This window comes from Myroides odoratimimus, assembly GCF_038039805.1.
In the GTDB taxonomy this organism is placed as follows: Bacteria; Bacteroidota; Bacteroidia; order Flavobacteriales; family Flavobacteriaceae; genus Flavobacterium; species Flavobacterium odoratimimum_B.
Genome location: NZ_JBBPHK010000003.1, coordinates 105,764 through 130,160, shown reverse-complemented (window position 1 = coordinate 130,160; position 24,397 = coordinate 105,764). Strand labels below are relative to the sequence as shown.

The 24,397-nt window shown below is 35.7% G+C and carries 19 protein-coding genes; 17 read left to right on the top strand and 2 right to left on the bottom strand.

Annotation, left to right across the window (positions count from 1 at the left end; translation table 11 throughout):
* Positions 1–15: 15 nt before the first annotated feature.
* From secE to AABL85_RS04190, 9 genes are all read left to right on the top strand, one after another.
* A complete protein-coding gene (gene secE / locus AABL85_RS04230; protein WP_006259595.1) occupies positions 16–213 on the top strand; it encodes a preprotein translocase subunit SecE in 198 nt (65 codons plus the stop codon).
* 19 nt (positions 214–232) lie between these two features.
* On the top strand, positions 233–784 hold the full coding sequence (gene nusG, locus AABL85_RS04225) for a transcription termination/antitermination protein NusG (RefSeq protein WP_131540231.1): 552 nt from the start codon (positions 233–235) through the stop codon (positions 782–784).
* 56 nt (positions 785–840) lie between these two features.
* On the top strand, positions 841–1,278 hold the full coding sequence (gene rplK, locus AABL85_RS04220; RefSeq protein WP_006259593.1) for a 50S ribosomal protein L11: 438 nt from the start codon (positions 841–843) through the stop codon (positions 1,276–1,278).
* Positions 1,279–1,296: 18 nt separating this feature from the next.
* The gene (gene rplA, locus AABL85_RS04215; protein ID WP_006259591.1) at positions 1,297–1,986 is read left to right on the top strand and encodes a 50S ribosomal protein L1; all 690 of its coding nucleotides are present in this window, start codon (positions 1,297–1,299) and stop codon (positions 1,984–1,986) included.
* Positions 1,987–2,009: 23 nt separating this feature from the next.
* Positions 2,010–2,498, top strand: coding sequence for a 50S ribosomal protein L10 (gene rplJ, locus AABL85_RS04210; protein ID WP_006259590.1), 489 nt, complete (start codon positions 2,010–2,012; stop codon positions 2,496–2,498).
* Positions 2,499–2,581: 83 nt separating this feature from the next.
* A complete protein-coding gene (gene rplL, locus AABL85_RS04205; protein WP_131540230.1) occupies positions 2,582–2,950 on the top strand; it encodes a 50S ribosomal protein L7/L12 in 369 nt (122 codons plus the stop codon).
* Positions 2,951–3,075: 125 nt separating this feature from the next.
* Entirely contained in the window at positions 3,076–6,888 is a 3,813-nt protein-coding gene (gene rpoB, locus AABL85_RS04200) for a DNA-directed RNA polymerase subunit beta (protein WP_131540229.1), read from the top strand.
* Between the two features lie 70 nt (positions 6,889–6,958).
* Positions 6,959–11,254, top strand: a complete 4,296-nt coding sequence (gene rpoC, locus AABL85_RS04195; RefSeq protein WP_131540228.1) for a DNA-directed RNA polymerase subunit beta' — start codon at positions 6,959–6,961, stop codon at positions 11,252–11,254.
* A gap of 4 nt (positions 11,255–11,258) precedes the next feature.
* Positions 11,259–11,567: a DUF3467 domain-containing protein gene (locus AABL85_RS04190; protein WP_006264687.1), complete on the top strand. Its 309-nt coding sequence runs from the start codon at positions 11,259–11,261 to the stop codon at positions 11,565–11,567.
* 143 nt (positions 11,568–11,710) lie between these two features.
* Here AABL85_RS04190 and AABL85_RS04185 read toward each other — a convergent pair whose 3' ends face one another.
* Together AABL85_RS04185 and AABL85_RS04180 are read right to left on the bottom strand one after the other, a co-directional pair.
* Entirely contained in the window at positions 11,711–12,079 is a 369-nt protein-coding gene (locus tag AABL85_RS04185; protein WP_131540226.1) for a hypothetical protein, read from the bottom strand.
* Positions 12,076–12,669, bottom strand: coding sequence for a superoxide dismutase (locus AABL85_RS04180; protein WP_341309295.1), 594 nt, complete (start codon positions 12,667–12,669; stop codon positions 12,076–12,078). Before AABL85_RS04180 ends, AABL85_RS04185 begins: the two co-directional genes overlap by 4 nt.
* A 211-nt stretch (positions 12,670–12,880) precedes the next feature.
* On the opposite strand from AABL85_RS04180, the gene AABL85_RS04175 reads away from it, so the two are divergent.
* The 8 genes from AABL85_RS04175 to AABL85_RS04140 all read left to right on the top strand — a co-directional run bounded on the left by AABL85_RS04175 (position 12,881) and on the right by AABL85_RS04140 (position 24,393).
* Positions 12,881–16,129 carry a SusC/RagA family TonB-linked outer membrane protein gene (locus AABL85_RS04175; RefSeq protein WP_341309294.1) on the top strand — a complete coding sequence of 1,083 codons (3,249 nt, stop codon included), beginning with the start codon at positions 12,881–12,883 and terminating at the stop codon, positions 16,127–16,129.
* Between the two features lie 17 nt (positions 16,130–16,146).
* Positions 16,147–17,595: a SusD/RagB family nutrient-binding outer membrane lipoprotein gene (locus AABL85_RS04170; protein ID WP_131540223.1), complete on the top strand. Its 1,449-nt coding sequence runs from the start codon at positions 16,147–16,149 to the stop codon at positions 17,593–17,595.
* Positions 17,596–18,303: 708 nt separating this feature from the next.
* Entirely contained in the window at positions 18,304–19,302 is a 999-nt protein-coding gene (pdhA, locus tag AABL85_RS04165) for a pyruvate dehydrogenase (acetyl-transferring) E1 component subunit alpha (protein WP_131540222.1), read from the top strand.
* A 10-nt stretch (positions 19,303–19,312) separates the two neighbouring features.
* Complete coding sequence (locus AABL85_RS04160; RefSeq protein ID WP_341309293.1) at positions 19,313–20,926, top strand: 2-oxo acid dehydrogenase subunit E2; 1,614 nt, start codon at positions 19,313–19,315, stop codon at positions 20,924–20,926.
* Between the two features lie 145 nt (positions 20,927–21,071).
* Positions 21,072–22,004 (top strand): M20/M25/M40 family metallo-hydrolase, encoded by a 933-nt coding sequence (locus tag AABL85_RS04155; protein ID WP_341309292.1) that lies wholly within the window; start codon positions 21,072–21,074, stop codon positions 22,002–22,004.
* 1 nt (position 22,005) lies between these two features.
* On the top strand, positions 22,006–22,683 hold the full coding sequence (locus tag AABL85_RS04150; protein WP_131540219.1) for an SDR family NAD(P)-dependent oxidoreductase: 678 nt from the start codon (positions 22,006–22,008) through the stop codon (positions 22,681–22,683).
* A gap of 12 nt (positions 22,684–22,695) precedes the next feature.
* A complete protein-coding gene (locus tag AABL85_RS04145) occupies positions 22,696–23,319 on the top strand; it encodes a SprT-like domain-containing protein (RefSeq protein WP_131540218.1) in 624 nt (207 codons plus the stop codon).
* Between the two features lie 6 nt (positions 23,320–23,325).
* The gene (locus tag AABL85_RS04140; RefSeq protein WP_286416972.1) at positions 23,326–24,393 is read left to right on the top strand and encodes a mannose-1-phosphate guanylyltransferase; all 1,068 of its coding nucleotides are present in this window, start codon (positions 23,326–23,328) and stop codon (positions 24,391–24,393) included.
* The last annotated feature ends 4 nt before the right edge of the window (positions 24,394–24,397 follow it).

The following is a 24,397-nucleotide window of genomic DNA, read 5'->3' as shown; positions in this document are numbered from 1 at the left end:
AAAAACAATATTAACATGGCAAAGGTTTTTAATTACATATCTGATGCTTTCACAGAGTTAAAAAGTAATGTTACTTGGTCTCCGTGGTCAGAAGTTCAACGATACACTATAATAGTTGCTATTTTTGCAATTTTGTTTTCTTTAGCAACGTGGGGTGTAGACACTGCGTTTGGAAGAGTTTTAGGAGTATTTTATAATTGGGCTACTGCATAGAGAAAATTAAAGAAAGATTATGGCTGATACAAGTGTCAAAAAATGGTATGTGGTTCGTGCGGTAAGTGGACAGGAGAATAAGGTTAAGAATTATATCGAAACTGAAATTGCTCGTTTAGGTTTATCAGATTACTTATCACAGGTGTTGGTTCCTACTGAAAAAGTAGTAACTGTAAAGGATGGTAAAAAGAAAACTACTGAACGTGTTTACTTTCCAGGTTATGTTATGATTGAAGCTAACTTAACAGGAGAAGTTCCTCACGCTATTAAATCGATAACAGGGGTTATTGGTTTCTTAGGTGGAGAAAGAGGAGGAGATCCTCTTCCTTTACGTGAGTCAGAAGTAAATAGAATGTTAGGTAGAGTTGATGAACTAGCTGTAAAAGTAGAGACAGGATCTATTCCTTATGAGATAGGAGAGTCAGTAAAAGTTATCGACGGACCATTTAATGGATTCGATGGAACAATCGAAAACATTAATGAAGAGAAACGTAAACTAGAAGTAATGGTTAAGATTTTCGGAAGAAAGACACCATTAGAACTAAGTTTTACACAAGTAGAAAAATTATAATGTTACAATAGTCACATCTTGGCTTCCAAATGAGATGTGCCAAATTTTTTTAAGAAATGGCAAAAGAAATTAGTAAAGTAGTTAAACTACAAGTTAAGGGAGGTGCTGCGAACCCATCGCCACCGGTTGGACCTGCTTTGGGGGCTGCTGGAGTTAACATCATGGAGTTCTGTAAGCAATTTAATGCTAGAACACAAGATAAACCAGGCAAAGTTTTACCAGTACAAATTACTGTTTACAAAGACAAATCATTTGACTTTGTTGTTAAAACGCCACCTGCTGCTGTTCAATTATTAGAGGCTGCGAAAGTGAAATCTGGATCTGGTGAGCCTAATAGAAAAAAAGTAGCTAGCGTAACTTGGGAACAAGTTCGTGCTATTGCGGAAGACAAAATGCCTGATTTAAATGCATTTACTGTTGAGGCAGCTATGAGTATGATAGCTGGTACTGCAAGATCTATGGGAATATCAGTAACAGGAACAGCTCCTTTTTAATTGTAAAAGAAAGAAGAAATGGCAAAATTAACGAAAAAGCAAAAAGAGGCTGCTGCTAAAATTGAAAAGAATAGATTATATTCTTTGAAAGATGCATCTGCATTGATTAAAGAAGTTGCTTCTGCAAAATTTGACGAGTCTGTAGATATCGCTGTACGTTTAGGAGTTGATCCACGTAAAGCAAATCAAATGGTTCGTGGTGTGGTTACGTTACCTCACGGAACAGGTAAAGATGTAAGAGTGTTAGCATTGGTTACTCCTGATAAAGAAGCTGAAGCTACAGCTGCTGGGGCTGACTATGTTGGACTAGATGAGTACTTACAAAAGATCAAAGACGGTTGGACAGATGTTGATGTAATCATCACTATGCCTGCTGTTATGGGTAAATTAGGTCCTTTAGGTCGTATTTTAGGACCAAGAGGTTTAATGCCAAACCCTAAAACAGGAACTGTTACTATGGACGTAGCGAAAGCTGTTCAAGAAGTGAAAGCTGGTAAAATCGATTTTAAAGTTGATAAAACTGGTATTGTTCACGCATCTATCGGTAAAGTTTCTTTCGAAGCTGATAAAATTACTGAGAATGCAGCTGAATTAATCCAAACATTAATCAAATTGAAACCAACTGCAGCTAAAGGTACTTATATCAAGTCTATTAATATATCTAGTACTATGAGCCCTGCTATTGCTTTAGATCCTAAAGCAGTATAATTGGTAAATAAAAAATTATTCGTATGACTAGAGAACAGAAAGCAGTAGCGATAGAAGAATTAAAAGCTAAGTTAGCTGACGCTAATATCTTCTATATCGCTGATATATCAGGATTGAATGCTGAAGTTACTTCAAACTTAAGAAGAGCTTGTAACAAAGCTGGAATTAAAATTGAAGTAGTTAAAAATACATTGCTTGCAAAAGCGATGGAAGCTTCAGATAGAAATTATGAAGAGCTACCTTCTACTTTAAAAGGGAACAGTGCTGTTTTATTTGCAGATGTTGCAAATGGACCTGCTAAAATTATCAAAGACTTTAGAAAAAAATCTGATATTCCAGCTTTAAAAGGAGCTTATATCAATGAGGAAATCTACATCGGAGATAACAATTTAGATGCATTAGTTGCTATTAAATCTAAAGAAGAAGTTATTGGAGAAATCATTGGATTACTTCAATCACCAGCTCAAAGAGTTATTTCAGCTCTTAAAAACCAATTTAAAGACGAAGAGTAGTCAACGACTAAATCTAGTTTTTAAAGTTCATTAGAACGCACATTAATAAATTATATTTTTACAAATCATTAAAAGATAGAAAAATGGCAGATTTGAAACAATTCGCAGAACAATTAGTTAGCTTAACTGTAAAAGAAGTTAACGAATTAGCAACTATATTAAAAGATGAGTACGGAATCGAACCAGCTGCTGCTGCTGTAGTAGTTGCAGGAGGTGCTGCAGGTGATGCTGCTGAAGAGCAAACTGAATTCACTGTAGTATTAAAAGAAGCTGGAGCTTCTAAATTAGCTGTAGTTAAAGCTGTTAAAGAATTAACAGGTTTAGGATTAAAAGAAGCTAAAGATATCGTAGATTCTACACCAGCTAACATCAAAGAAGGAGTTTCTAAAGATGAGGCTGAAGGTCTTAAAAAAGCATTAGAAGAAGCTGGAGCTGTAGTAGAGCTTAAATAGTTTTTTTCTAAAAAATATTTTAGGTTTAGGTCTTGGGAAGCTTCCCACAGGCCTAAACCATTTTGCGTATAAAGAGATTTTGCGTAAAAACAATTCAAATTCTAATCAAAATTTTTTGTCCATTGATGATCACAAATCAGACTGAAAGATTAAATTTTGCCTCTACAAAGAACATACCTGCGTATCCAGATTTCTTGGATATTCAAGTTAAGTCTTTTAAAGATTTCTTTCAATTAGAAACGAAATCTGAAGAGAGAGGTAAGGAAGGTTTATACAATACCTTCATGGAGAACTTCCCGATCACTGATACAAGAAACCAGTTCGTATTGGAGTTCCTTGATTACTTTGTTGATCCTCCTCGTTATTCAATCGAAGAGTGTATTGATAGAGGATTGACTTATAGTGTTCCGCTAAAAGCGCGCTTAAAATTGTACTGTACTGATCCTGAACACGAAGATTTTGAAACAATAGTTCAAGATGTTTATTTAGGAACAATTCCGTATATGGCGCCAAGTGGTACTTTCGTAATCAATGGAGCAGAACGTGTTGTGGTTTCACAATTACACCGTTCACCTGGTGTTTTCTTTGGACAGTCATTCCATGCAAATGGAACTAAGTTATATTCGGCGAGAGTAATTCCTTTTAAGGGATCATGGATTGAGTTTGCTACCGATATCAATAGTGTAATGTACGCTTATATCGATAGAAAAAAGAAGTTACCTGTTACAACATTATTCCGTGCTATAGGATTCGAAAGAGACAAGGATATCCTAGAGATTTTCGACCTAGCAGAGGAAGTTAAAGTATCAAAAACAGGACTAAAAAAATATAGCGGAAGACGTCTTGCTGCACGTGTGTTAAACACTTGGCATGAGGATTTCGTAGATGAGGATACAGGAGAGGTTGTTTCTATTGAGAGAAATGAGATTATCTTAGACCGTGATACAGTCCTAGATAAAGATAATATCGAAGAAATCATTGAGGCTAACGTCAAAACGATCCTTTTACATAAAGAAGATAATAATCAGGCAGATTATGCCATCATACATAATACATTACAGAAGGACCCTACTAACTCTGAAAAAGAGGCAGTAGAGCACATCTACCGTCAGTTGCGTAATGCAGAACCGCCAGATGAGGAAACTGCACGTGGTATTATTGATAAATTGTTCTTCTCAGATCAACGTTACAATCTAGGTGAAGTTGGTCGTTATAGAATGAACAAAAAACTTAATCTTGATACTCCAATTGACAAACAAGTTTTAACAAAAGAGGATATTATCACTATTGTTAAATACTTGATTGAATTAATTAACTCAAAAGCTGAGATTGATGATATTGACCACTTATCTAACCGTCGCGTTAGAACTGTAGGTGAGCAATTATCTGCTCAGTTTGGTGTTGGTTTAGCTCGTATGGCGAGAACAATTCGTGAACGTATGAACGTACGTGATAACGAGGTGTTTACTCCAATCGACTTAATTAATGCTAAGACTTTGTCGTCAGTTATTAATTCATTCTTCGGAACGAACCAGTTATCTCAATTTATGGATCAAACGAATCCATTAGCAGAGATTACACACAAACGTCGTTTATCAGCTTTAGGACCTGGAGGTTTATCTAGAGAAAGAGCTGGTTTCGAGGTACGTGACGTTCACTATACTCATTACGGACGTTTATGTCCTATTGAGACACCTGAGGGACCAAACATTGGTTTGATTTCTTCTTTAGCAGTATATGCTAAGGTAAATAATATGGGATTCATCGAAACTCCTTACCGTCCAGTTGTTGAAGGGCAAGTAGATATCGTTAATGATCCTATTTATTTAAGTGCAGAAGAGGAAGAAGGTATGTTAATCGCTCAAGCGAACATTCCTGTTGATGAAAAAGGATTCATCACTGAGCAAAAAGTAGTAGTAAAAGAAGAGGGTGACTTCCCTGTAGTTGAGCCAAAAGATGTTCACTATACTGACGTTGCACCGAACCAGATTGCTTCTATTTCTGCTTCGTTAATTCCTTTCTTAGAGCACGATGATGCCAACCGTGCGTTGATGGGATCGAACATGATGCGTCAAGCAGTTCCTTTATTACGTCCAGAATCTCCAATCGTGGGTACTGGATTAGAAAGACAAGTAGCTTCAGATTCTCGTGTTTTAATTAATGCTGAAGGAGAAGGTACTGTTGAGTATGTGGATGCTCAGAAGATTATCATTAAGTATGATCGTACGGATGAAGAGCGTTTAATTAGCTTTGATCCAGATGAGAAAACATATAACTTAATTAAGTTTAGAAAAACAAATCAAAGTACAAGTATCAACTTAAAACCAATCGTAAGAAAAGGTGATAGAGTTACTAAAGGTCAAGTACTTTGTGAAGGATATGCTACTCAACAAGGAGAGCTTGCTCTAGGTCGTAATATGAAAGTGGCATTTATGCCATGGAAGGGTTACAACTTTGAGGATGCTATCGTAATTAGTGAAAGAGTAGTACGTGAAGATATCTTTACATCTATCCACATTGATGACTATACTTTAGAAGTTAGAGATACTAAATTAGGTAACGAAGAGTTAACTAATGATATTCCTAACGTTTCTGAAGAGGCAACAAAAGATTTAGATGAAAACGGTATGATCCGTATTGGTGCTGAAGTTAAGCCTGGTGATATTCTGATCGGTAAGATCACTCCAAAAGGAGAGTCTGATCCTACTCCAGAAGAGAAATTACTTAGAGCTATCTTTGGTGACAAAGCGGGAGATGTTAAAGATGCTTCATTAAAAGCTTCTCCATCATTAAGAGGAGTTGTTTTAGATAAAAAATTGTTCGCAAGAGCAGTAAAAGATAAACGTAAACGTTCTAAAGATAAAGACGAATTGGCTTTATTAGAAACTAGATTTGAAGTTAAATTCAATGAGTTGAAAGAGCGTTTAGTTGAAAAATTATTCTTCATCGTGAATGGTAAAACATCTCAAGGTGTATTGAATGATTTAGGAGAAGAGATTTTACCAAAAGGTAAGAAATTTACTCAAAAAATGTTATTTGCAGTAGATGATTTTGCTCACTTAACTAAAGGACAATGGACAACTGATGAGGAGACAAACGGTATGATTACTGATTTGATCCACAACTACAAAATTAAATTAAACGATCTTCAAGGAGTTCTAAGAAGAGAGAAATTTATGATTACTGTAGGGGATGAGTTACCATCTGGAATTTTGAAATTAGCGAAAGTATATATTGCTAAGAAACGTAAATTACGTGTAGGAGATAAGATGGCTGGACGTCACGGTAACAAAGGTATTGTAGCTCGTATCGTTAGAGATGAGGATATGCCTTTCTTAGAAGATGGAACACCAGTAGATATCGTATTGAACCCATTAGGGGTACCTTCTCGTATGAACATTGGACAGATTTATGAAACAGTATTAGGATGGGCTGGTCAAAAACTTGGTAAAAAGTATGCGACTCCAATCTTCGATGGTGCTGAATTAGATCAAATCAATGCTCTTACAGATGAGGCAGGTATACCACGTTTTGGACACACTTACTTATATGATGGAGGAACAGGAGAGAGATTCCACCAACGTGCAACTGTTGGGGTTATCTATATGCTGAAACTTGGTCACATGGTAGATGATAAGATGCACGCGCGTTCTATAGGTCCTTACTCATTGATTACGCAACAACCATTAGGAGGTAAAGCTCAGTTTGGTGGTCAACGTTTCGGAGAGATGGAGGTTTGGGCATTAGAGGCTTATGGAGCATCTAGTACATTACGTGAAATCTTGACGGTAAAATCGGATGACGTTATTGGTAGAGCTAAAACTTACGAAGCAATCGTTAAAGGAGAGACTATGCCAGAACCAGGATTACCAGAATCATTCAATGTATTAATGCATGAATTAAAAGGTCTTGGACTAGACATCAGATTAGAAGAATAAACTAAGATTATAGGGTAAGCAGTGTTGCACTGCTTACTCTTTATCATACACTTTAACAAGTAAGTTTACCATGAATAAAAATAAAGAGAAAAATACCGTAAAAAGGTTTAATAAAATCTCAATAGGTTTAGCATCGCCAGAGTCTATTCTTGCAGAATCGAGAGGTGAGGTTTTAAAACCTGAAACAATCAACTATCGTACTCATAAACCAGAACGTGATGGTCTTTTCTGTGAGCGTATTTTCGGACCTGTAAAGGATTACGAATGTGCGTGTGGTAAGTATAAGAGAATCCGTTATAAAGGAATAGTGTGCGACCGTTGTGGTGTTGAAGTTACTGAGAAGAAAGTACGTAGAGATAGAGTTGGTCACATCAATTTAGTTGTGCCAATTGCGCATATCTGGTACTTCCGTTCATTGCCAAACAAAATTGGTTATATCTTAGGTCTTCCTTCTAAGAAATTAGATATGATTATTTACTATGAGCGTTATGTGGTAATCCAAGCTGGTATTGCTAAAAACGTTGATGGTGAACCTATCAATAGATTAGATTTCTTAACTGAAGAAGAGTACTTAAACATTTGTGATACTCTTCCGATGGAAAATCAATATTTAGATGATACAGATCCAAATAAATTCATCGCTAAAATGGGTGCTGAGTGTATTATGGATTTATTAGCAACTACAGACTTAGATCAGTTATCTTATACTCTACGTCACGCTGCTAATAACGAAACATCTAAACAAAGAAAAACAGAGGCGTTAAAACGTCTTCAAGTAGTTGAGTCTTTCCGTGATTCTAATTTGAATCGTGAGAATAGACCAGAGTGGATGATCTTGAAAGTTATTCCTGTTATTCCACCAGAATTACGTCCATTAGTTCCACTAGATGGAGGTCGTTTTGCTACATCTGATTTAAATGACTTATATCGTCGTGTAATTATCAGAAATAATCGTCTGAAACGTTTAATGGAAATTAAAGCTCCTGAAGTAATCTTACGTAATGAGAAACGTATGCTTCAAGAAGCTGTTGATTCATTGTTCGATAACACTAGAAAATCTTCTGCTGTTAAAACAGAATCAAACCGTCCATTAAAATCTCTTTCTGATTCATTAAAGGGTAAACAAGGACGTTTCCGTCAAAACTTACTTGGTAAACGTGTTGATTATTCAGCTCGTTCGGTAATTGTTGTTGGACCAGAATTAAAATTATTCGAGTGTGGATTGCCAAAAGATATGGCAGCTGAGCTTTATAAACCATTCGTTATTCGTAAGTTAATCGAAAGAGGAATTGTTAAGACAGTAAAATCTGCTAAGAAGATTATAGATAAAAAAGAACCTGTTGTTTGGGATATCTTAGAAAACGTAATTAAAGGACACCCAGTTTTACTTAACCGTGCTCCTACGTTACACAGATTGGGTATTCAAGCGTTCCAACCTAAGTTAATCGAGGGTAAAGCGATTCAATTACACCCATTAGTGTGTACGGCATTCAACGCCGATTTCGATGGTGACCAGATGGCAGTTCACTTACCTCTAGGACCAGAGGCAATCTTAGAAGCTCAATTATTAATGTTGGCTTCTCACAACATCTTAAACCCTGCAAATGGTGCTCCTATTACTGTACCATCTCAGGACATGGTACTGGGGTTATACTACATGACTAAGTCACGTAAATCAACTCCAGAGCACATCATCAAAGGTGAAGGATTGACTTTCTACTCTGTAGAGGAAGTACATATTGCATTAAATGAAGGTAAACTTGATCTTAACGCTAACGTTAAAGTTAGAGCTAAAGATTATAATGCTGAAGGAGAATTAGTATATCAAATTATTGAGACTTCTGCAGGTAGAATTTTATTTAATGAAGTAGTACCTGAAGTTGCAGGATATATCAATGAAGTATTAACTAAGAAATCATTAAGAGATATTATTGGTCGTATTTTAAGTATTACTGATGTACCTACTACTGCTGCATTCTTAGATGATATTAAAAACATGGGATACGGTTACGCATTCCGTGGTGGATTATCTTTCAGTTTAGGGGATATTATGATTCCTGAGCGTAAACAGGAATTAATTGATGATGCGAACCAACAAGTAGATCATATTACTATGAACTATAACATGGGACTTATCACAAATAATGAGCGTTACAACCAAGTTATTGACGTTTGGACTTCTACAAATGCTATGTTAACTGAGTTAGCAATGAAAAACATTCGTGAAGACAAGCAAGGATTTAACTCAGTATATATGATGCTTGACTCTGGAGCCCGTGGTTCTAAAGAGCAGATTCGTCAGTTAACTGGTATGCGTGGTTTGATGGCTAAGCCTAAGAAATCTACAGCTGGTGGTGGAGAGATTATCGAAAACCCAATTCTTTCTAACTTTAAGGAAGGACTTTCGATTTTAGAGTATTTCATCTCTACTCACGGTGCTCGTAAAGGTCTTGCGGATACAGCGTTAAAAACAGCGGATGCTGGATACTTAACTCGTCGTCTACATGATGTAGCTCAAGATGTTATCGTTAACTCTGTTGACTGTGGTACATTGAGAGGTATTGAAGTTAAACCACTTAAGAAGAATGAGGAAGTTATCGAATCATTAGGAGAAAGAGTCTTAGGACGTGTTGCTCTTAATGCTGTGATTAACCCGCTTAACTCTGATGTATTAGTTGGAGCTGGAGAAGAAATTACTGAAGCTATCGCTAAATCAATCAATGCGGCACCAATTGAATCAATTGAGGTTCGTTCGCCATTGACTTGTGAGGCTAAAGTTGGTATATGTGCTAAATGTTACGGACGTAACTTAGCTACTGCTAGAATGGTTCAAAAAGGTGAAGCTGTAGGTGTTATTGCTGCTCAATCTATTGGGGAGCCTGGTACACAGTTAACATTGAGAACATTCCACGTGGGAGGTACTGCTGGTAATATCTCTGAAACATCTAGTATTACTGCTAAATTTAATGGTCGTTTAGAAATAGAAGATCTTAAAACAGTAAAAGGAGAGGATAATGAAGGTAATGCTATCGATATCGTTATTTCACGTTCTACTGAAGCTAAATTATTTGATACTAATACTGGTATCCTATTAACAACAAATAACATTCCTTATGGTTCTACTATTTATGTGAATGACGGAGATGTTGTTGAGGAAGGTGCTACGTTATTTAAATGGGACCCTTATAATGGTGTAATTGTTTCTGAGTTTACTGGTAAAGTTGCTTATGAAGATATCGAACAAGGACAGACGTTCATGGTTGAGATTGATGAGCAAACAGGATTCCAAGAAAAAGTTATTACTGAGTCTAGAAATAAAAAGTTAATTCCTACTTTATTAATTTATGGTAAAGATGGTGAGTTAATTCGTTCATACAACTTACCTGTAGGTTCTCACTTAATGGTAAATGATGGTGATAAAATTAAGGCTGGTAAAGTTTTAGTTAAGATTCCTCGTCATACATCTAAAGCTGGGGATATTACTGGAGGTCTTCCAAGAATTACTGAGTTGTTAGAAGCTCGTAATCCTTCGAACCCTGCGGTAGTTTCAGAAATTGATGGTGTTGTATCGTTCGGTAAAGTTAAGAGAGGTAACAGAGAGATCGTTGTTGAGTCTAAAACTGGAGATGTTAGAAAGTACTTAGTTAAGTTATCTAATCAAATTTTAGTTCAAGAGAATGACTACGTGAAAGCTGGTATGCCACTTTCTGATGGAGCTATCACTCCAGACGATATCTTAAGAATCCAAGGACCTTCTGCTGTTCAACAGTATTTAGTAAATGAGATTCAAGAGGTATACCGTCTACAAGGGGTTAAGATTAGTGATAAACACTTTGAGGTAGTTATCCGTCAAATGATGCGTAAAGTAAAAATCGAAGATCCAGGAGATACTTTATTCTTAGAAGATCAATTAGCACACGCTGCTGACTTCATTGCTGAGAATGATAGATTATATGGAATGAAGGTTGTAGTTGATGCTGGAGAGTCTGATAATTTGAAAGAAGGACAGATTATTACTATGCGTGAATTACGTGACGAGAATTCATTATTGAAACGTGAGGATAAGAACTTAGTAGTTAGTCGTGATGTTATGCCTGCTACTGGTACTCCAATGTTACAAGGTATTACTCGTGCGTCTTTACAAACGAAATCATTTATTTCTGCTGCGTCGTTCCAGGAAACAACGAAAGTGTTAAACGAAGCTGCTGTTGCAGGTAAAGTAGATGGATTAAACGGATTAAAAGAAAACGTTATTGTAGGTCACAGAATCCCTGCAGGTACAGGTATGAGAGAGTACGAAAGTATCCTTGTTAGTACTTCAGATGACGAAGGGTTTGCAAATAAAGAAACAGATTTAAATTTCTAGTATTATGGAAAAAGAACAAGATCAATTTAGCCTTGAATTAGACGAGGCAACAGCAGAAGGAGTGTATTCTAATTTAGCGATTATCAATCATTCTAATACTGAATTTGTGGTTGATTTTGTTACCATAATGCCTGGAATGCCAAAAGGTAAAGTAAAGTCTAGAATTATTTTGACGCCTCAACACGCGAAAAGATTAATGACTGCTTTACAAGAGAATATCCAGCGCTATGAAGGTAGTAATGGAAGTATAGTTGATGTTGAAGCTACTAGTGAATTGTCAGCTATAAAGTTTGGTACGAAAGGAGAAGCATAAATCTGATAGAATAGTTGATTTAATATCAACAAAATGAAAAAGGTCTACATTTAATGTAGACCTTTTTTGTTTAAAAAGAGTTTTTTATTCTTATTGTTTTAGAATTATGGCTTTACTAATTAATGGAATAATCTCTTTTAGTTTTAAATATTATTAAGCTTTAGCTTGAAGTTAGCTAGTGTAATGGACATTTCATGATCATTGTTTATTAGCTCTTTGACATTGTCAATATAACTGTTAAGCTTAGAGACTAGTTTTTTGTACTTGTCAGTCTCTTGTTCTTTTCTATATAAGGTGACTAACCTAATAGATGTATCTATGTATTGTAGATAGAGTTTGGGACCTGTTTTTAGATACGCGTTATATGAAGCGCACAATACTTCTAGTCGACTTATGGCTTCGATATAATAGTTAATTGCTAAACTATTGTTCCCTTTTTGGAGCTGCTCGTTAGCAAGATCTTGCTTTAGTTGACAGCTTTTCTCTATGTGCATAATACATTCTATACTCATTTTACTAAATTTTTATTGACAAATTCCCAGTTGATTGCATTCCAAAATAGTTGGATAAAGCTTGGCCTTGCATTTCTGTGGTCTATATAATACGCATGTTCCCATACATCTATAGTTAGTAGAGGCGTGTTCCCATAAACTAAGGGAGTGTCAGCATCCTTTAGACTCATAAGTTCCAGCTTATTTTCTGGAGTTAGTACTAACCATACCCATCCACTTCCAAATAATTTAGTCGCTTTGTCAATGAATTGAGTTTTTAGTTCATCTAGTGATCCGAAGTATTTTCCTATCATGTCTAGTAGTTCTTCACTAGGCTGACCACCTTGGTTAGGAGTTATGGATTTCCAGAAAAAAGAATGATTATAATGCTGTGCAGCGTTGTTAAATATGGCTACTTCTCCTTCTGCTTGAGTACCTGTGATAATATTCTCTAAACATTCATCTTCCCATTTTGTGTTTGTTATTAAATGGTTAAGGTTGTTTACATACGTTTGATGATGTTTTCCATAGTGATAATCGAATCCTTCAGATGATATAAAAGAATTGAAAGCATTTTTATCATATGGCAAATCAGGAAGTTTGAATTTCATTACTTATAGTTTTATTTTTATTAGACATAGTTAAATTAATAATTTAGATTAGACTAAAAAATAATTTAGGTATTTTTTTGTTTACAATTATATAACAGTCATTAACTGTTTAGTAATGATTAAACGTTGTGCCGACTAATGGCATTTCATTCTTTTGTGACTGTATTAAGTGAGGTATTTAATACAACCAACAACAACACAATTTTAAGTAATGAAAAAAGTTAGACGTAATTGTCATCAAATTTGTTTGATTATAGGAAGTGTTTTATTACTACAATCAAATTCATTATTCGCTTCTAATGTTTCAACTGATGCGTTAGATAGTATTATCACTAAATCTTCTTCTGAGCAAAGTAGTGGCTCGATCGTAAAAGGAAAAGTAATTGATAACCTTGGATTGACTCTACCTGGTGCAGTAGTTCAGCTGTCAGGATCTAAGCACATCACATCGACAGATCTAGATGGTAACTTCACATTAGCTGTGCCTGATACTTTCTTAAAAGGTGAAATCATCATTTCTTTTATGGGATTTGAAGAGAAGAAAATGATTGTTAGTAAAGGTGATTTTGTGAATGTGAGCTTAGTAGAGTCTAGTAGCATGCTTAATGAAGTTGTAGTAACGGCTTTAGGTATTAAGAGAGAAGAGAAACAATTAGGATTTTCTCAACAGACTTTGAACAGTGAACAACTTGATAATACTCGTTCTAATACTTGGTCAGATGCATTAAAAGGTAAAGTAGCTGGTATGACTATGACATCTGCTAGTTCTGGTCCAATGAATTCGACACAAATTAAGTTACGTGGAGATCGGTCATTGAATGCTGATGCCAATGGAGCATTAGTGGTAGTAGATGGTGTGATTGTCAATAGTACTTTGTGGAGCAGTGGAGCAGGTGATTCTTATATAGGTACTGATGCTCCTGTAGATTATGGAAATGGGATAGCTGATATAAATCCGGATGACATAGAAAGTATCTCTGTGCTTAAAGGGCCTGGTGCAGCTGCATTATATGGTTCTAGAGCTAGTAATGGGGTATTAATGATAACTACTAAATCTGGAAAAAAAGATAAAGGATTAGGTATCTCATTTAACTCTAATGTTAGTTTTGATGTAATTCAGAGGTGGCCAAAGTATCAATACGAATATGGCCAAGGTAGTGGAAATAGCTTTGATAAAGAAGGTAATCCGTATTATTCTTACGGTTTATCAGATGATGGTGCGAATACAGGAAGTACTAGTAGTGCATTCGGACCTAAGTTTGAAGGACAATATTACTATCAATACGATCCTACAACAGAGTCTCAAGGTGCAGAAAGAACTTTATGGAAACCTTATAAGAATAATATAAAAGACTTCTGGCGTACTGGTATTACTACAACTAATACTTTAGGTCTATCAGGAGGAAGTGATAAAGGAGATATTAGAACGACGATAACGCACTCTAAGAATGAATGGATAATGCCTAATACAGGATTTGATAGAACTACACTATCTACGAAGGCTAAGTATAATATCTCTGATGCAGTTACTTTAAACGCGAATGTTAGTTATACGAACAGAAAGAGTGATAACCTACCAGGTACAGGATATGGTAACCATACGATAGGATATTTTATGATCTTTCAGAATCCTAATGTTGACTTAGAATGGTATAGACCTATCTGGCAGAAAGATTACTATCAAACACAACAGATTCATCCGTTTAGCTCATACATAGAAAATCCTTATCTAATCGCTTATGAGACAACCAATCCAGTAAATACAAACACTATAACAGGAAGCCTATCGACTGATATTACTCTTGCACCTAAATTAAAATTAATGTTACGTGCCTCACTTAACTCGCGTAATGATAAACGTGAGCAGCGCAGACCTTATAGCACCACTAAGTTTGGTAAAGGATATTTTAGAACACAACAGATAAACTTCCAAGAGATTAATACTGATGTCTTATTAACTTATACTGATAATGACTCAGATATATTTACATATAGTGGGTCTATAGGAGGGAATATGCTTGATTCTAAATATCACAGCGTTACATCTTATGTAGATGGACTAGTTACGCCTGGTGTATATATGTTAGCGAATGGTATCAATAATCCTATCACTAATGTTCTAGATGATGACTATAAAGTGAACTCTGTCTATGGGATGGCTTCGGTAGGGTATAAGAATATGGTATTCTTAGATGGAACTATTCGAAATGACTGGTCGAGTACATTGCCTAAAATGAATTGGTCATTTTTATATTCTTCATTAAACGCAAGTTTTGTGTTGAATGATATTTTTAGAATGCCTGCGAGTATTGATTATTCAAAACTGAGAGTGTCTATAGCAAAAGTAGGTAATGGTACTAAACCATATCAAACATTGAAATATTATTCTAATAGTGCCTTTGCTAGCTCTGCTACGTCTGCTACCACTTTACATAATGGTGAATTAAAACCAGAAGGTACTAATTCATTTGAGATTGGATATGAGCATAAGATGTTTGGCAACAGATTGGGCTTTGATGTGACAGTCTATGAAACCAATACAAAAAATCAAATTATTACCGTACCATTAAATTATGTAACAGGATATAATAAGGCTGTAATTAATGGTGGAGATGTACGCAATAGAGGTATTGAGCTAATGTTAAGTGGTACACCTATTAAGACAAAAGATTTCTCTTGGAATACTTCAGTGAACTGGGCTAAGAATAAGAATAAAATCTTAAGCCTAGCAGAAGAGTTCGAAGGAGGAGATCAGCAAGTATTAGCTACATCGGGTACGGCATCTATTATCGCTAAAGTAGGAGGAACTACAGGAGACTTATATGGATATAAATTTGTGAGAGATGATCAAGGACAAATCGTATATACAGATAAAGGACTTCCTGAACAATCTAAAGAAATAGAGTATATCGGTAGTGCTTATGCAGACTGGACGATGGGATGGACTAATACATTTAAGTATAAAGGATTTAAGTTCAGCTTTACGATAGATGGGCAGTATGGTGGTAATGTGTACTCACAGTCTCATCATAAGATGAGTGAGCAAGGTAAACTAGAACATACCTTATACGGTAGAGAACAAGGATATATCATCGGAGATGGAGTAGTGAGAAATGGAGATGGTACATTCTCACCTAATACGACTAAGGTAGACCCAGCAAGCTACTATAAAGAATACTATAGAAGAGCTAATCTAGAGTCTAATACATTCGATGCTTCTTATATCAAATTGAGAGAAGTGAGTTTTGAATACAATTTCTCTAAGCAAATATTAAATAAGTTACGCCTGAAGAAACTAAGCGTATCTGTATATGGACGTAACCTAGCGATGTTGTCTAACTTCCCGTTATTTGACCCAGAGACAGCAGCCTTAAATGGAGGTTCTATGATGCCAGGAGTAGAGATGGGGCAGATGCCATCACCTGCTACTTATGGTTTTAGTATTAAACTAGATATCTAATATTAAGAAAACGACAGATGAAAATCAAAAATATATTTTTAGGATTATCAGCAACAGTATTGCTGACTGTGAGTTGTACTTCTGATTTTGAAGAGAAGAATATTGATCCTAACCGTTTACAACAGATTAGCCCAGCAACGTTATTAAACCCTATCATCTACGAGATGGCTAGTCATAATATGTATCGCAGTTGGTCTCATAATAATCATTTAATGCAAGATATTGTGGTTTATCCTAGTGATGTACCTGGTATGCAACGATATGACCTAAGTGATGATGTAGGAGCGTCATCGTGGAATGCTTATTACAGATGGTTAAAGAATGCTAGAGATATGGAGTATGAGGCTGTGAAGGTAGCCGATCCTAACTATGAAGCGATGGCTCTAACTCTAAAAGCGTGGATCACTTCTAACTTAACTGATTTATTCGGGGATGTACCTTATTTTGAGGCGTCTAAGGGAGAAGAAAAAGTTCTTTATCCAGAATTTGATTCACAAGAGAAGATATATGATAGTATTTTAGCGGATTTGGAACGAGCAAATAGCTTATATGACCTAAATAGAAAGTTATTATATAATCCGGATATTTTATACATAGATTCAAAAACATACTGGGATGATTGGCAGAAGTTTACGAATAGTTTGCATTTGCGTTTACTGTTGAGAATATCAAATAAAGAGAATAAGAATGCATATCAACGTATGCTGACTATACTTAACGATCCAGATAAATATCCTATTATTAATGACGTGAAGTCACAGGCTAATCTAAAGATAACAGGGGTGACACCTAATATCTCTCCATGGAGTCGTATTCAAGATTTTACATTGAGTCGTAAGATGGCTTCTTTCTTTATAGATAATTTAAATGATTTTAATGACCCAAGACTTCCACTATATGCAACAGAAGCCTATAGAGTAGAAGGAAAGAATAAAGTATATATAGGGTATAAAGGAATACCTAGTGCCTTTGATGGTTCGGATTCACAGTTTGATTACGAAGCATCGACATTGAATAATGTTATGGCGGCTAATCCTACAGAAGCACCTATACTAACGTATGCTGAAGTATTATTTATAAAGGCGGAGTTAGCTCAGAAGGGATACTTATCAGATGCAAAGAGCTATTATGAGCAGGCGGTGAAAGAGGCTATTACCTCTAAGGGATTAGAGATGCCAACTAATTATTTTACTTTAGAAAGTACTAGGTATAATGGTACATTAGAGCGCATTATGTTACAGAAGTATTATGCATTGTATATGAACGATTATCAACAGTGGTTCGAATATAAGCGTACAGGATATCCTAAGCTACCTAAGACAGAGTCAATGCTAAACGATGGGAATATGCCTAATAGATTCCCATACCCAATCAATATACGTACTCAGAACAAAGGTAATTATGAGAAAAAAGTAGCAGAGATGGGTGGCGATAATATTAATTATAAGATGTGGTGGCAAAATTAGTTCTGTCTAGAACTACTGAGTTTATCCACTATTATAGCTTATTAAGCTAGAGAGTGTTTATAGTGTATTATATATTTTATAATGTAGGAGAGAGTCTGTGAAAACAGACTCTCTCCTTTTTTAGATATTTCATGTAGACTTATTTGGGTGTGATGTTAAACTGATGCGAGTTGAGTCTGTTATGCGTCCGTTATGCGTCTGTAGTGAGTCCGTTAATACAAGGATAGAAACGGACTTAGTATGGAGGTGAGGTAGAAGTACTATTAACTTATGTGTACTAAGAGGCGATGAACAGTTAAGGCTAATAGAAGGCAGATAACAACATTAGTATACAGTGAATACTATAAAAGAGCTTTAATAGGAGTTTCTAGGTGATTTTACAGACTAGTTATCCTTTATTGGATAGATGGCATAATTTATGTGTCTTTAAATAAGGATGTTATTAGTAATATTAAGGTTGTTATAATAAAATTAAAAAAGTATATACGGGATTTTTAGGTTTAAGTTTTAAAAAATAGAAATGTAACTAAACGATCTAATTATAAGGTATTGTTAAATTAATTGTCTAAAATATTATCAAATCTAAAATACTTCAAATAAATTTTTCAGTCTAGTGTAGATATATTATTTTTGCTTCTCCACAGTAGTGTGGTTAAACGAGAAAGTCTGTATTTTAAACGGGAGACCGTTTATGAAAAGTAAAGTCATATGAGAGAAATTACAAAAGAAGTTTATCTAAAGTGGTATGAAGACATGCTATTTTGGAGAAAGTTTGAAGATAAGCTTGCTGCTTTATATATTCAACAAAAAGTGAGAGGATTCTTGCATTTATATAATGGGCAGGAAGCAGTATTGGCTGGAGCTTTACATGCAATGGACATGTCTAAAGACAAGATGATTACAGCATATAGAAATCACGTTCAGCCAATCGGATTAGGAGTAGATCCTAAGAGAATTATGGCTGAGTTATTAGGAAAAGGTACTGGTACATCACAAGGATTAGGTGGATCTATGCACATCTTTTCTAAAGAACACCGTTTCTATGGTGGTCATGGTATCGTAGGGGGACAAATTCCTCTAGGAGCAGGATTAGCATTCGCTGATAAATATTTCGATAGACAAGCTGTTACAATGTGTTACTTCGGTGATGGTGCAGCACGTCAAGGGTCTTTACACGAGACATTTAATATGGCTATGAACTGGAAATTGCCAGTAGTATTCATCATTGAAAACAATGGATATGCTATGGGTACTTCAGTAGAGCGTACAGCTAACCATAGTGATATTTGGAAATTAGGTTTAGGATACGAAATGCCTAGTGGACCAGTAGACGGTATGAACCCTGTAAAAGTAGCTGAAGCTATGTACGAGGCTATCGAAAGAGCACGTCGTGGAGATGGACCTACTTTATTAGAAATGAAAACGTATAGATATAGAGGTCACTCTATGTCAGATGCTCAACACTACCGTACTAAAGAGGAAGTAGAAGAGTACAAAAAAATAGATCCAATTACACAAGTATTAGATGTAATTAGAGAAAAAGGATATGCTACTGAAGCTGAGATCGAGGCAATGGATCAAAGAGTAAAAGATTACGTGACTGAGTGTGAGAAATTCGCTGAAGAATCTCCGTTCCCAGAGAAAAACGTAATGTATGACGTAGTATACGAACAAGAGAATTACCCTTTTATACCTCACAGATTATAATAAAAAGAACATGGCAGAAGTAATTACAATGCCACGCTTAAGCGACACGATGACAGAAGGTGTTGTTGCAGCATGGTTAAAAAAAGTTGGAGATAAGATTTCTGAAGGAGATATCCTTGCAGAAATTGAAACAGACAAAGCAACAATGGAGTTTGAATCATTTAATTCAGGGACATTGTTATATATTGGATTACAAGAAGGTGAATCTGCTCCTGTAGATTCGTTACTTGCTATTATAGGAAATGAAGGTGAAGATATTTCTGCTTTAATCAGTGGTGCGGGTAATGCTGCTCCAGCTGCTGAGGCTGCTGCTCCTGTAGCAGAAGCTAAAGTTGAAACACCAGCTCCTGCTGCGGCTGCTATGCCTGCTGGAGTTAAAATCATTACTATGCCTCGTCTTAGTGATACTATGACTGATGGTACAGTAGCTACTTGGATTAAAAAAGTAGGTGATAAGGTTCAGGAAGGTGATATCCTTGCAGAAATCGAAACTGATAAAGCTACTATGGAGTTCGAAGCTTTTGAGGCTGGAACTTTATTATATGTTGGTATTAACGAAGGTGAGTCTGCTCCTGTTGATAGCGTATTAGCAATCTTAGGACCAGAAGGAACTGACGTATCAGCTGTAGTTGCATCTGCTCAAAACGGTGGTGCTATCGCTGCTGAGGCTCCTGCTACGGAGGCTCCTAAAGCTGAAGAACCAAAAACTGTAAGCGTGGAGGCTACTACTTCTACTAATGGGAGAGTATTCATTTCTCCATTGGCTAAGAAAATTGCTGAAGATAAAGGAATAAATATTACTGAGGTGAAAGGTTCTGGTGAGAATGGACGTATCATCAAACGCGATATTGAAAACTATACACCTGCTGCTAAAACTGCTGCTCCTGTAGCTGCAGCTACTGCGGCTGTACCTGCTGTTAAGGCATTCGTACCAGCTGGAGAAGTAAGTGTAGAGGAAGTGAAAAACTCACAAATGCGTAAGACGATTGCTCGTCGTTTAGCTGAGTCTAAGTTTACTGCTCCTCATTACTATTTAACTATCGAGTTAGATATGGATAATGCTATCGAGTCTCGTAAGATTATCAATAACTTACCTGATACGAAAGTATCATTTAACGATATGGTAGTGAAAGCATGTGCTATGGCACTTCGCAAGCATCCTCAGGTGAATACACAATGGACTGATAATGCAACTATCTATAACAACCACATCAATATCGGTGTAGCTGTAGCTGTAGAGGATGGATTAGTAGTACCAGTATTGCCATTCACAGATCAAATGTCTTTAACTCATATTGGTGGTAAAGTAAAAGAATTAGCTGGTAAAGCTAAAACTAAAAAACTTACTCCTGCTGAGATGGAAGGAAGTACATTCACTGTGTCTAACTTAGGTATGTTTGGTATTCAGTCATTTACTTCTATTATCAACCAACCAAACTCTGCAATTCTATCAGTAGGTGCTATTATAGAAAAACCAGTAGTGAAGAATGGTCAGATCGTAGTAGGTAATACAATGACAGTAACTCTAGCATGTGACCACAGAACTGTGGACGGTGCTACAGGTGCTCAGTTCTTACAAACATTTAAAGATTATGTAGAGAACCCAGTGACTATGTTGGCGTAATCTAAATAATAATATACTTAAGCCCTTATTCTTTTGAATAAGGGCTTTTTTATTGATAATAATTTATTGTATATGCTACATATACAGTAGAAATTATTTTCTATAGTTAATTACCTTTTTGTATTTTTGATAAAAATATTTATAAATGAGAATTTTAAGCCTATTGGCAGCAGTCTTATTAGTTGGATGTGCTACTACTAAGACACCATCTGTTGTTAAAGCTAATGCTGAACAAAAGAATATTAAAGAAACATTATATTATTTAGCTTCTGATGAGTTACTAGGTAGAGATACTGGTACAGAAGGAGGTAAGATGGCTGGTGAGTACTTAGCTAAACGATTAGCGGAGTATATGATTAAGCCTTATTATAGTTCTTATAACGATACGTTACAGAATGTAGCAGATGCTTGGAATATCGTAGGAGTTATACCAGGTAGTGATGAGACTTTAAAAAACGAGGTAGTGGTATTAGGTGCTCATTATGACCATATCGGAATAGAAAAGCCTGTAGATGGAGATTCTATTGCTAATGGAGCGAATGACAATGCAGCTGGTACAGCTATCCTGTTAGAATTAGCACGTAACTTAAAGTTACAGAATAATAAGCGTACAGTACTTGTGGCGTTCTTCACAGGAGAAGAAAAGGGATTATGGGGATCTAAACATTTAGCAGAGCGTCTTAAAGAAGAGAATGTGAATGTAGTGTCTATGCTTAATTTCGAAATGCTAGGACTACCTATGAAGAGAGATTATATGACTTATCTAACGGGATACGATCTGTCTACTATGGCAAGTAAGTTAAATGAATTAGCAGGGAAGCCTATTGTAGGTAAATTAGAAAAGGCTGAAGAGTTTAATTTGTTTAAGCGTTCTGATAATTATCCTTTTTACCAAATGTTTAAAGTACCATGTCAAACGTTTAGTTCTTTTGACTTTGAAAATTATGAATATTACCACCATGTAAAGGATGAAGCTCATTTAATGGATTTAAATTTTATGACTTCTTTTACACAAGATATAATACCGGTTGTGAACAAACTTGTTAATTTAGCTCCGGGAGAAATAAGAATGTATTAAGATGAAAAATGTAATTGTTACAGGGACAAGTAGAGGTATTGGACTAGAGTGTGTGCAATGGTTGTCAAAATTAGGTCATAATGTATTGGCAGTGTCTAGAAAAATATCAGATAAACTTATTGATTTAGATAATGTCACTTGTTTAGCTGTTGATATAACTAAAGAAGAAGACCTTCAGAAGGTAGTTGATTATGTACAGGACAATTGGGAGCATGTAGATATCCTGATTAATAACGCTGGAGCTATTGTGAACAAACCTTTTGAGGAGATTACACAAGAAGATTTTCAGTATGTATATAATGTAAATGTATTCGGTGCAGCTCGCCTAATGCAAGTTACTATACCATTTATGAAAGTGAATAGTCATGTGGTATCTGTAAGTAGTATGGGAGGAGTACAAGGAGTGTTAAAGTTCGGAGGATTAGCTGCATATAGTTCTAGTAAAGGAGCTATCACTATCTTAAGTGAGTTGTTAGCTGAAGAATATAAGGATAAGGGAATATTCTTTAATGTAGTAGCTTTAGGAGCAGTACAGACAGAGATGTTAGAAGAGGCATTCCCAGGATATCAAGCTCCACTTATGCCAGATGAAATGGCTGAGTATATCGTGAACTTTGCGATACATGGGAATAGATTTTTTAATGGGAAGGTATTGCAAGTGTCTACTACTACCCCTTAAATTAAAATGTAATTGATAGAGAAGCTTAAGCCATATTTACCAGAACAAGCAGTTGAACCTGTATTTGAATTGATAAAACACTATCATGTGCATCTAAAGATTGTACACGAGAGAGTTACACGTCATGGAGATTATACTCGTAATCACGATGGGAAGCATATTATAACGATAAATTCTAATCTGAATCCTTACCGTTTTTTGATGACCTTGATTCATGAGATAGCTCACTTAGTGGCTTATCAAAAGTACAAAGGGGGAATAAAGCCACATGGAGTAGAGTGGAAAAGTACTTTTCAATTATTAATGTTGCCCTTTTTAAGAGAAGAAATATTTCCTAGTGCATTATTACCTTTGTTAGCAAATCACTTTAGAAACCCTTCTGCTAGTAGCGATACTGATGAGAAGTTATCTATAGCGATGAGAAGGTACGATGTCCAGGATATAAATAATAACAATTGTTTTATATATGAAATCCCTTTAGGGAGTCATTTTAAAACTTATAACGGAAAGATATTTAAGCGCGGACCTATTAGGGTAAAGCGTTTCGAGTGTTTAGAAGTTTCAACGGGAAGAATATACACTTTTAAAGCAAATGCTGAAGTAGAGTTGTTGACCCATTATGTTGTAAATAGATAAAGATATATGAGTTCAAATTATTATGCTGTGATTATGGCAGGTGGAGTAGGGTCACGTTTTTGGCCTGTGAGTACACCTGAGTTTCCAAAACAGTTTCACGATATGTTAGGATCAGGAGATACCTTGATACAAAAGACTTTTAAACGTCTGTCTCAGGTAGTGCCTAAAGAGAATATTCTGATTTTAACGCATGAAAACTATCGCGAGATAGTAAAGGAACAATTGCCATCTGTAGAGTTAAATAATATCATATTAGAGCCAGATATGCGTAATACAGCACCATGTATACTATATGCGGCGATGAAGATTAAGAAGATGAATCCAGAGGCAGTAATGGTGGTAGCGCCTAGCGATCACTGGATAGAAGATGAGTTACAGTTCGTATCTAACTTACAACGCACCTTTGATGTATGTGAGCGTGATAAGGTATTAATGACTTTAGGAATTTTGCCTACTTTCCCTAATACAGGGTATGGATATATTGAGTTTAATAAACTAGATTCTCGTCCTATTAAGAAAGTAGTACAATTTAGAGAGAAGCCTGATTACGTTACAGCACGTAAGTTTGTACAGAGCCGACATTTTTTATGGAATTCAGGAATCTTTATATGGAGTGTAAGCTCTATTTTGGATGCTTTCTCAGAGTTTCAACCAGCTATGACAGAATTGTTTGATCAAGGGTATGATTATCTAAATACAGAAGATGAGAAGTCTTTTATAGATGAGAACTATTCTAAAGCTGAAAACATCTCTATAGACTATGCTGTAATGGAGAAGGCTAATAATGTATATGTATTACCAGCTACATTTGATTGGAATGATTTAGGTACATGGGGGTCTTTATACGATAAGCTTCCTAAAGATGATAATGACAATGCGGTAGTAAATGCAACTGCTTTTTTTAATAATGCTACAAATAATATTATAAGAACAGCTAAAGGGAAAGTGGTAGTAGTAGATGGTTTGAATGACTATATCATCGTGGACAAGGATGATATTTTATTATTATATCCTAAGAAAAAAGAACAAGAAATTAAGGTTGTGAGTCAGCAAGTGACGGATAAACTTAAGTAAGAAT

Bases quoted from the DNA above. Each gene is read 5' to 3' on its own strand.
- rplK (WP_006259593.1), top strand. From the start codon at position 841: ATGGCAAAAGAAATTAGTAAAGTAGTTAAACTACAAGTTAAGGGAGGT.
- AABL85_RS04190 (WP_006264687.1), top strand. From the start codon at position 11,259: ATGGAAAAAGAACAAGATCAATTTAGCCTTGAATTAGACGAGGCAACA.
- rplL (WP_131540230.1), top strand. From the start codon at position 2,582: ATGGCAGATTTGAAACAATTCGCAGAACAATTAGTTAGCTTAACTGTA.
- AABL85_RS04140 (WP_286416972.1), top strand. From the start codon at position 23,326: ATGAGTTCAAATTATTATGCTGTGATTATGGCAGGTGGAGTAGGGTCA.
- AABL85_RS04175 (WP_341309294.1), top strand. From the start codon at position 12,881: ATGAAAAAAGTTAGACGTAATTGTCATCAAATTTGTTTGATTATAGGA.
- AABL85_RS04160 (WP_341309293.1), top strand. From the start codon at position 19,313: ATGGCAGAAGTAATTACAATGCCACGCTTAAGCGACACGATGACAGAA.
- AABL85_RS04180 (WP_341309295.1), bottom strand. From the start codon at position 12,669: ATGAAATTCAAACTTCCTGATTTGCCATATGATAAAAATGCTTTCAAT.
- rplJ (WP_006259590.1), top strand. From the start codon at position 2,010: ATGACTAGAGAACAGAAAGCAGTAGCGATAGAAGAATTAAAAGCTAAG.
- AABL85_RS04155 (WP_341309292.1), top strand. From the start codon at position 21,072: ATGAGAATTTTAAGCCTATTGGCAGCAGTCTTATTAGTTGGATGTGCT.
- rpoB (WP_131540229.1), top strand. From the start codon at position 3,076: ATGATCACAAATCAGACTGAAAGATTAAATTTTGCCTCTACAAAGAAC.
- rpoC (WP_131540228.1), top strand. From the start codon at position 6,959: ATGAATAAAAATAAAGAGAAAAATACCGTAAAAAGGTTTAATAAAATC.
- AABL85_RS04185 (WP_131540226.1), bottom strand. From the start codon at position 12,079: ATGAGTATAGAATGTATTATGCACATAGAGAAAAGCTGTCAACTAAAG.
- rplA (WP_006259591.1), top strand. From the start codon at position 1,297: ATGGCAAAATTAACGAAAAAGCAAAAAGAGGCTGCTGCTAAAATTGAA.
- pdhA (WP_131540222.1), top strand. From the start codon at position 18,304: ATGAGAGAAATTACAAAAGAAGTTTATCTAAAGTGGTATGAAGACATG.
- AABL85_RS04170 (WP_131540223.1), top strand. From the start codon at position 16,147: ATGAAAATCAAAAATATATTTTTAGGATTATCAGCAACAGTATTGCTG.
- secE (WP_006259595.1), top strand. From the start codon at position 16: ATGGCAAAGGTTTTTAATTACATATCTGATGCTTTCACAGAGTTAAAA.
- AABL85_RS04150 (WP_131540219.1), top strand. From the start codon at position 22,006: ATGAAAAATGTAATTGTTACAGGGACAAGTAGAGGTATTGGACTAGAG.
- nusG (WP_131540231.1), top strand. From the start codon at position 233: ATGGCTGATACAAGTGTCAAAAAATGGTATGTGGTTCGTGCGGTAAGT.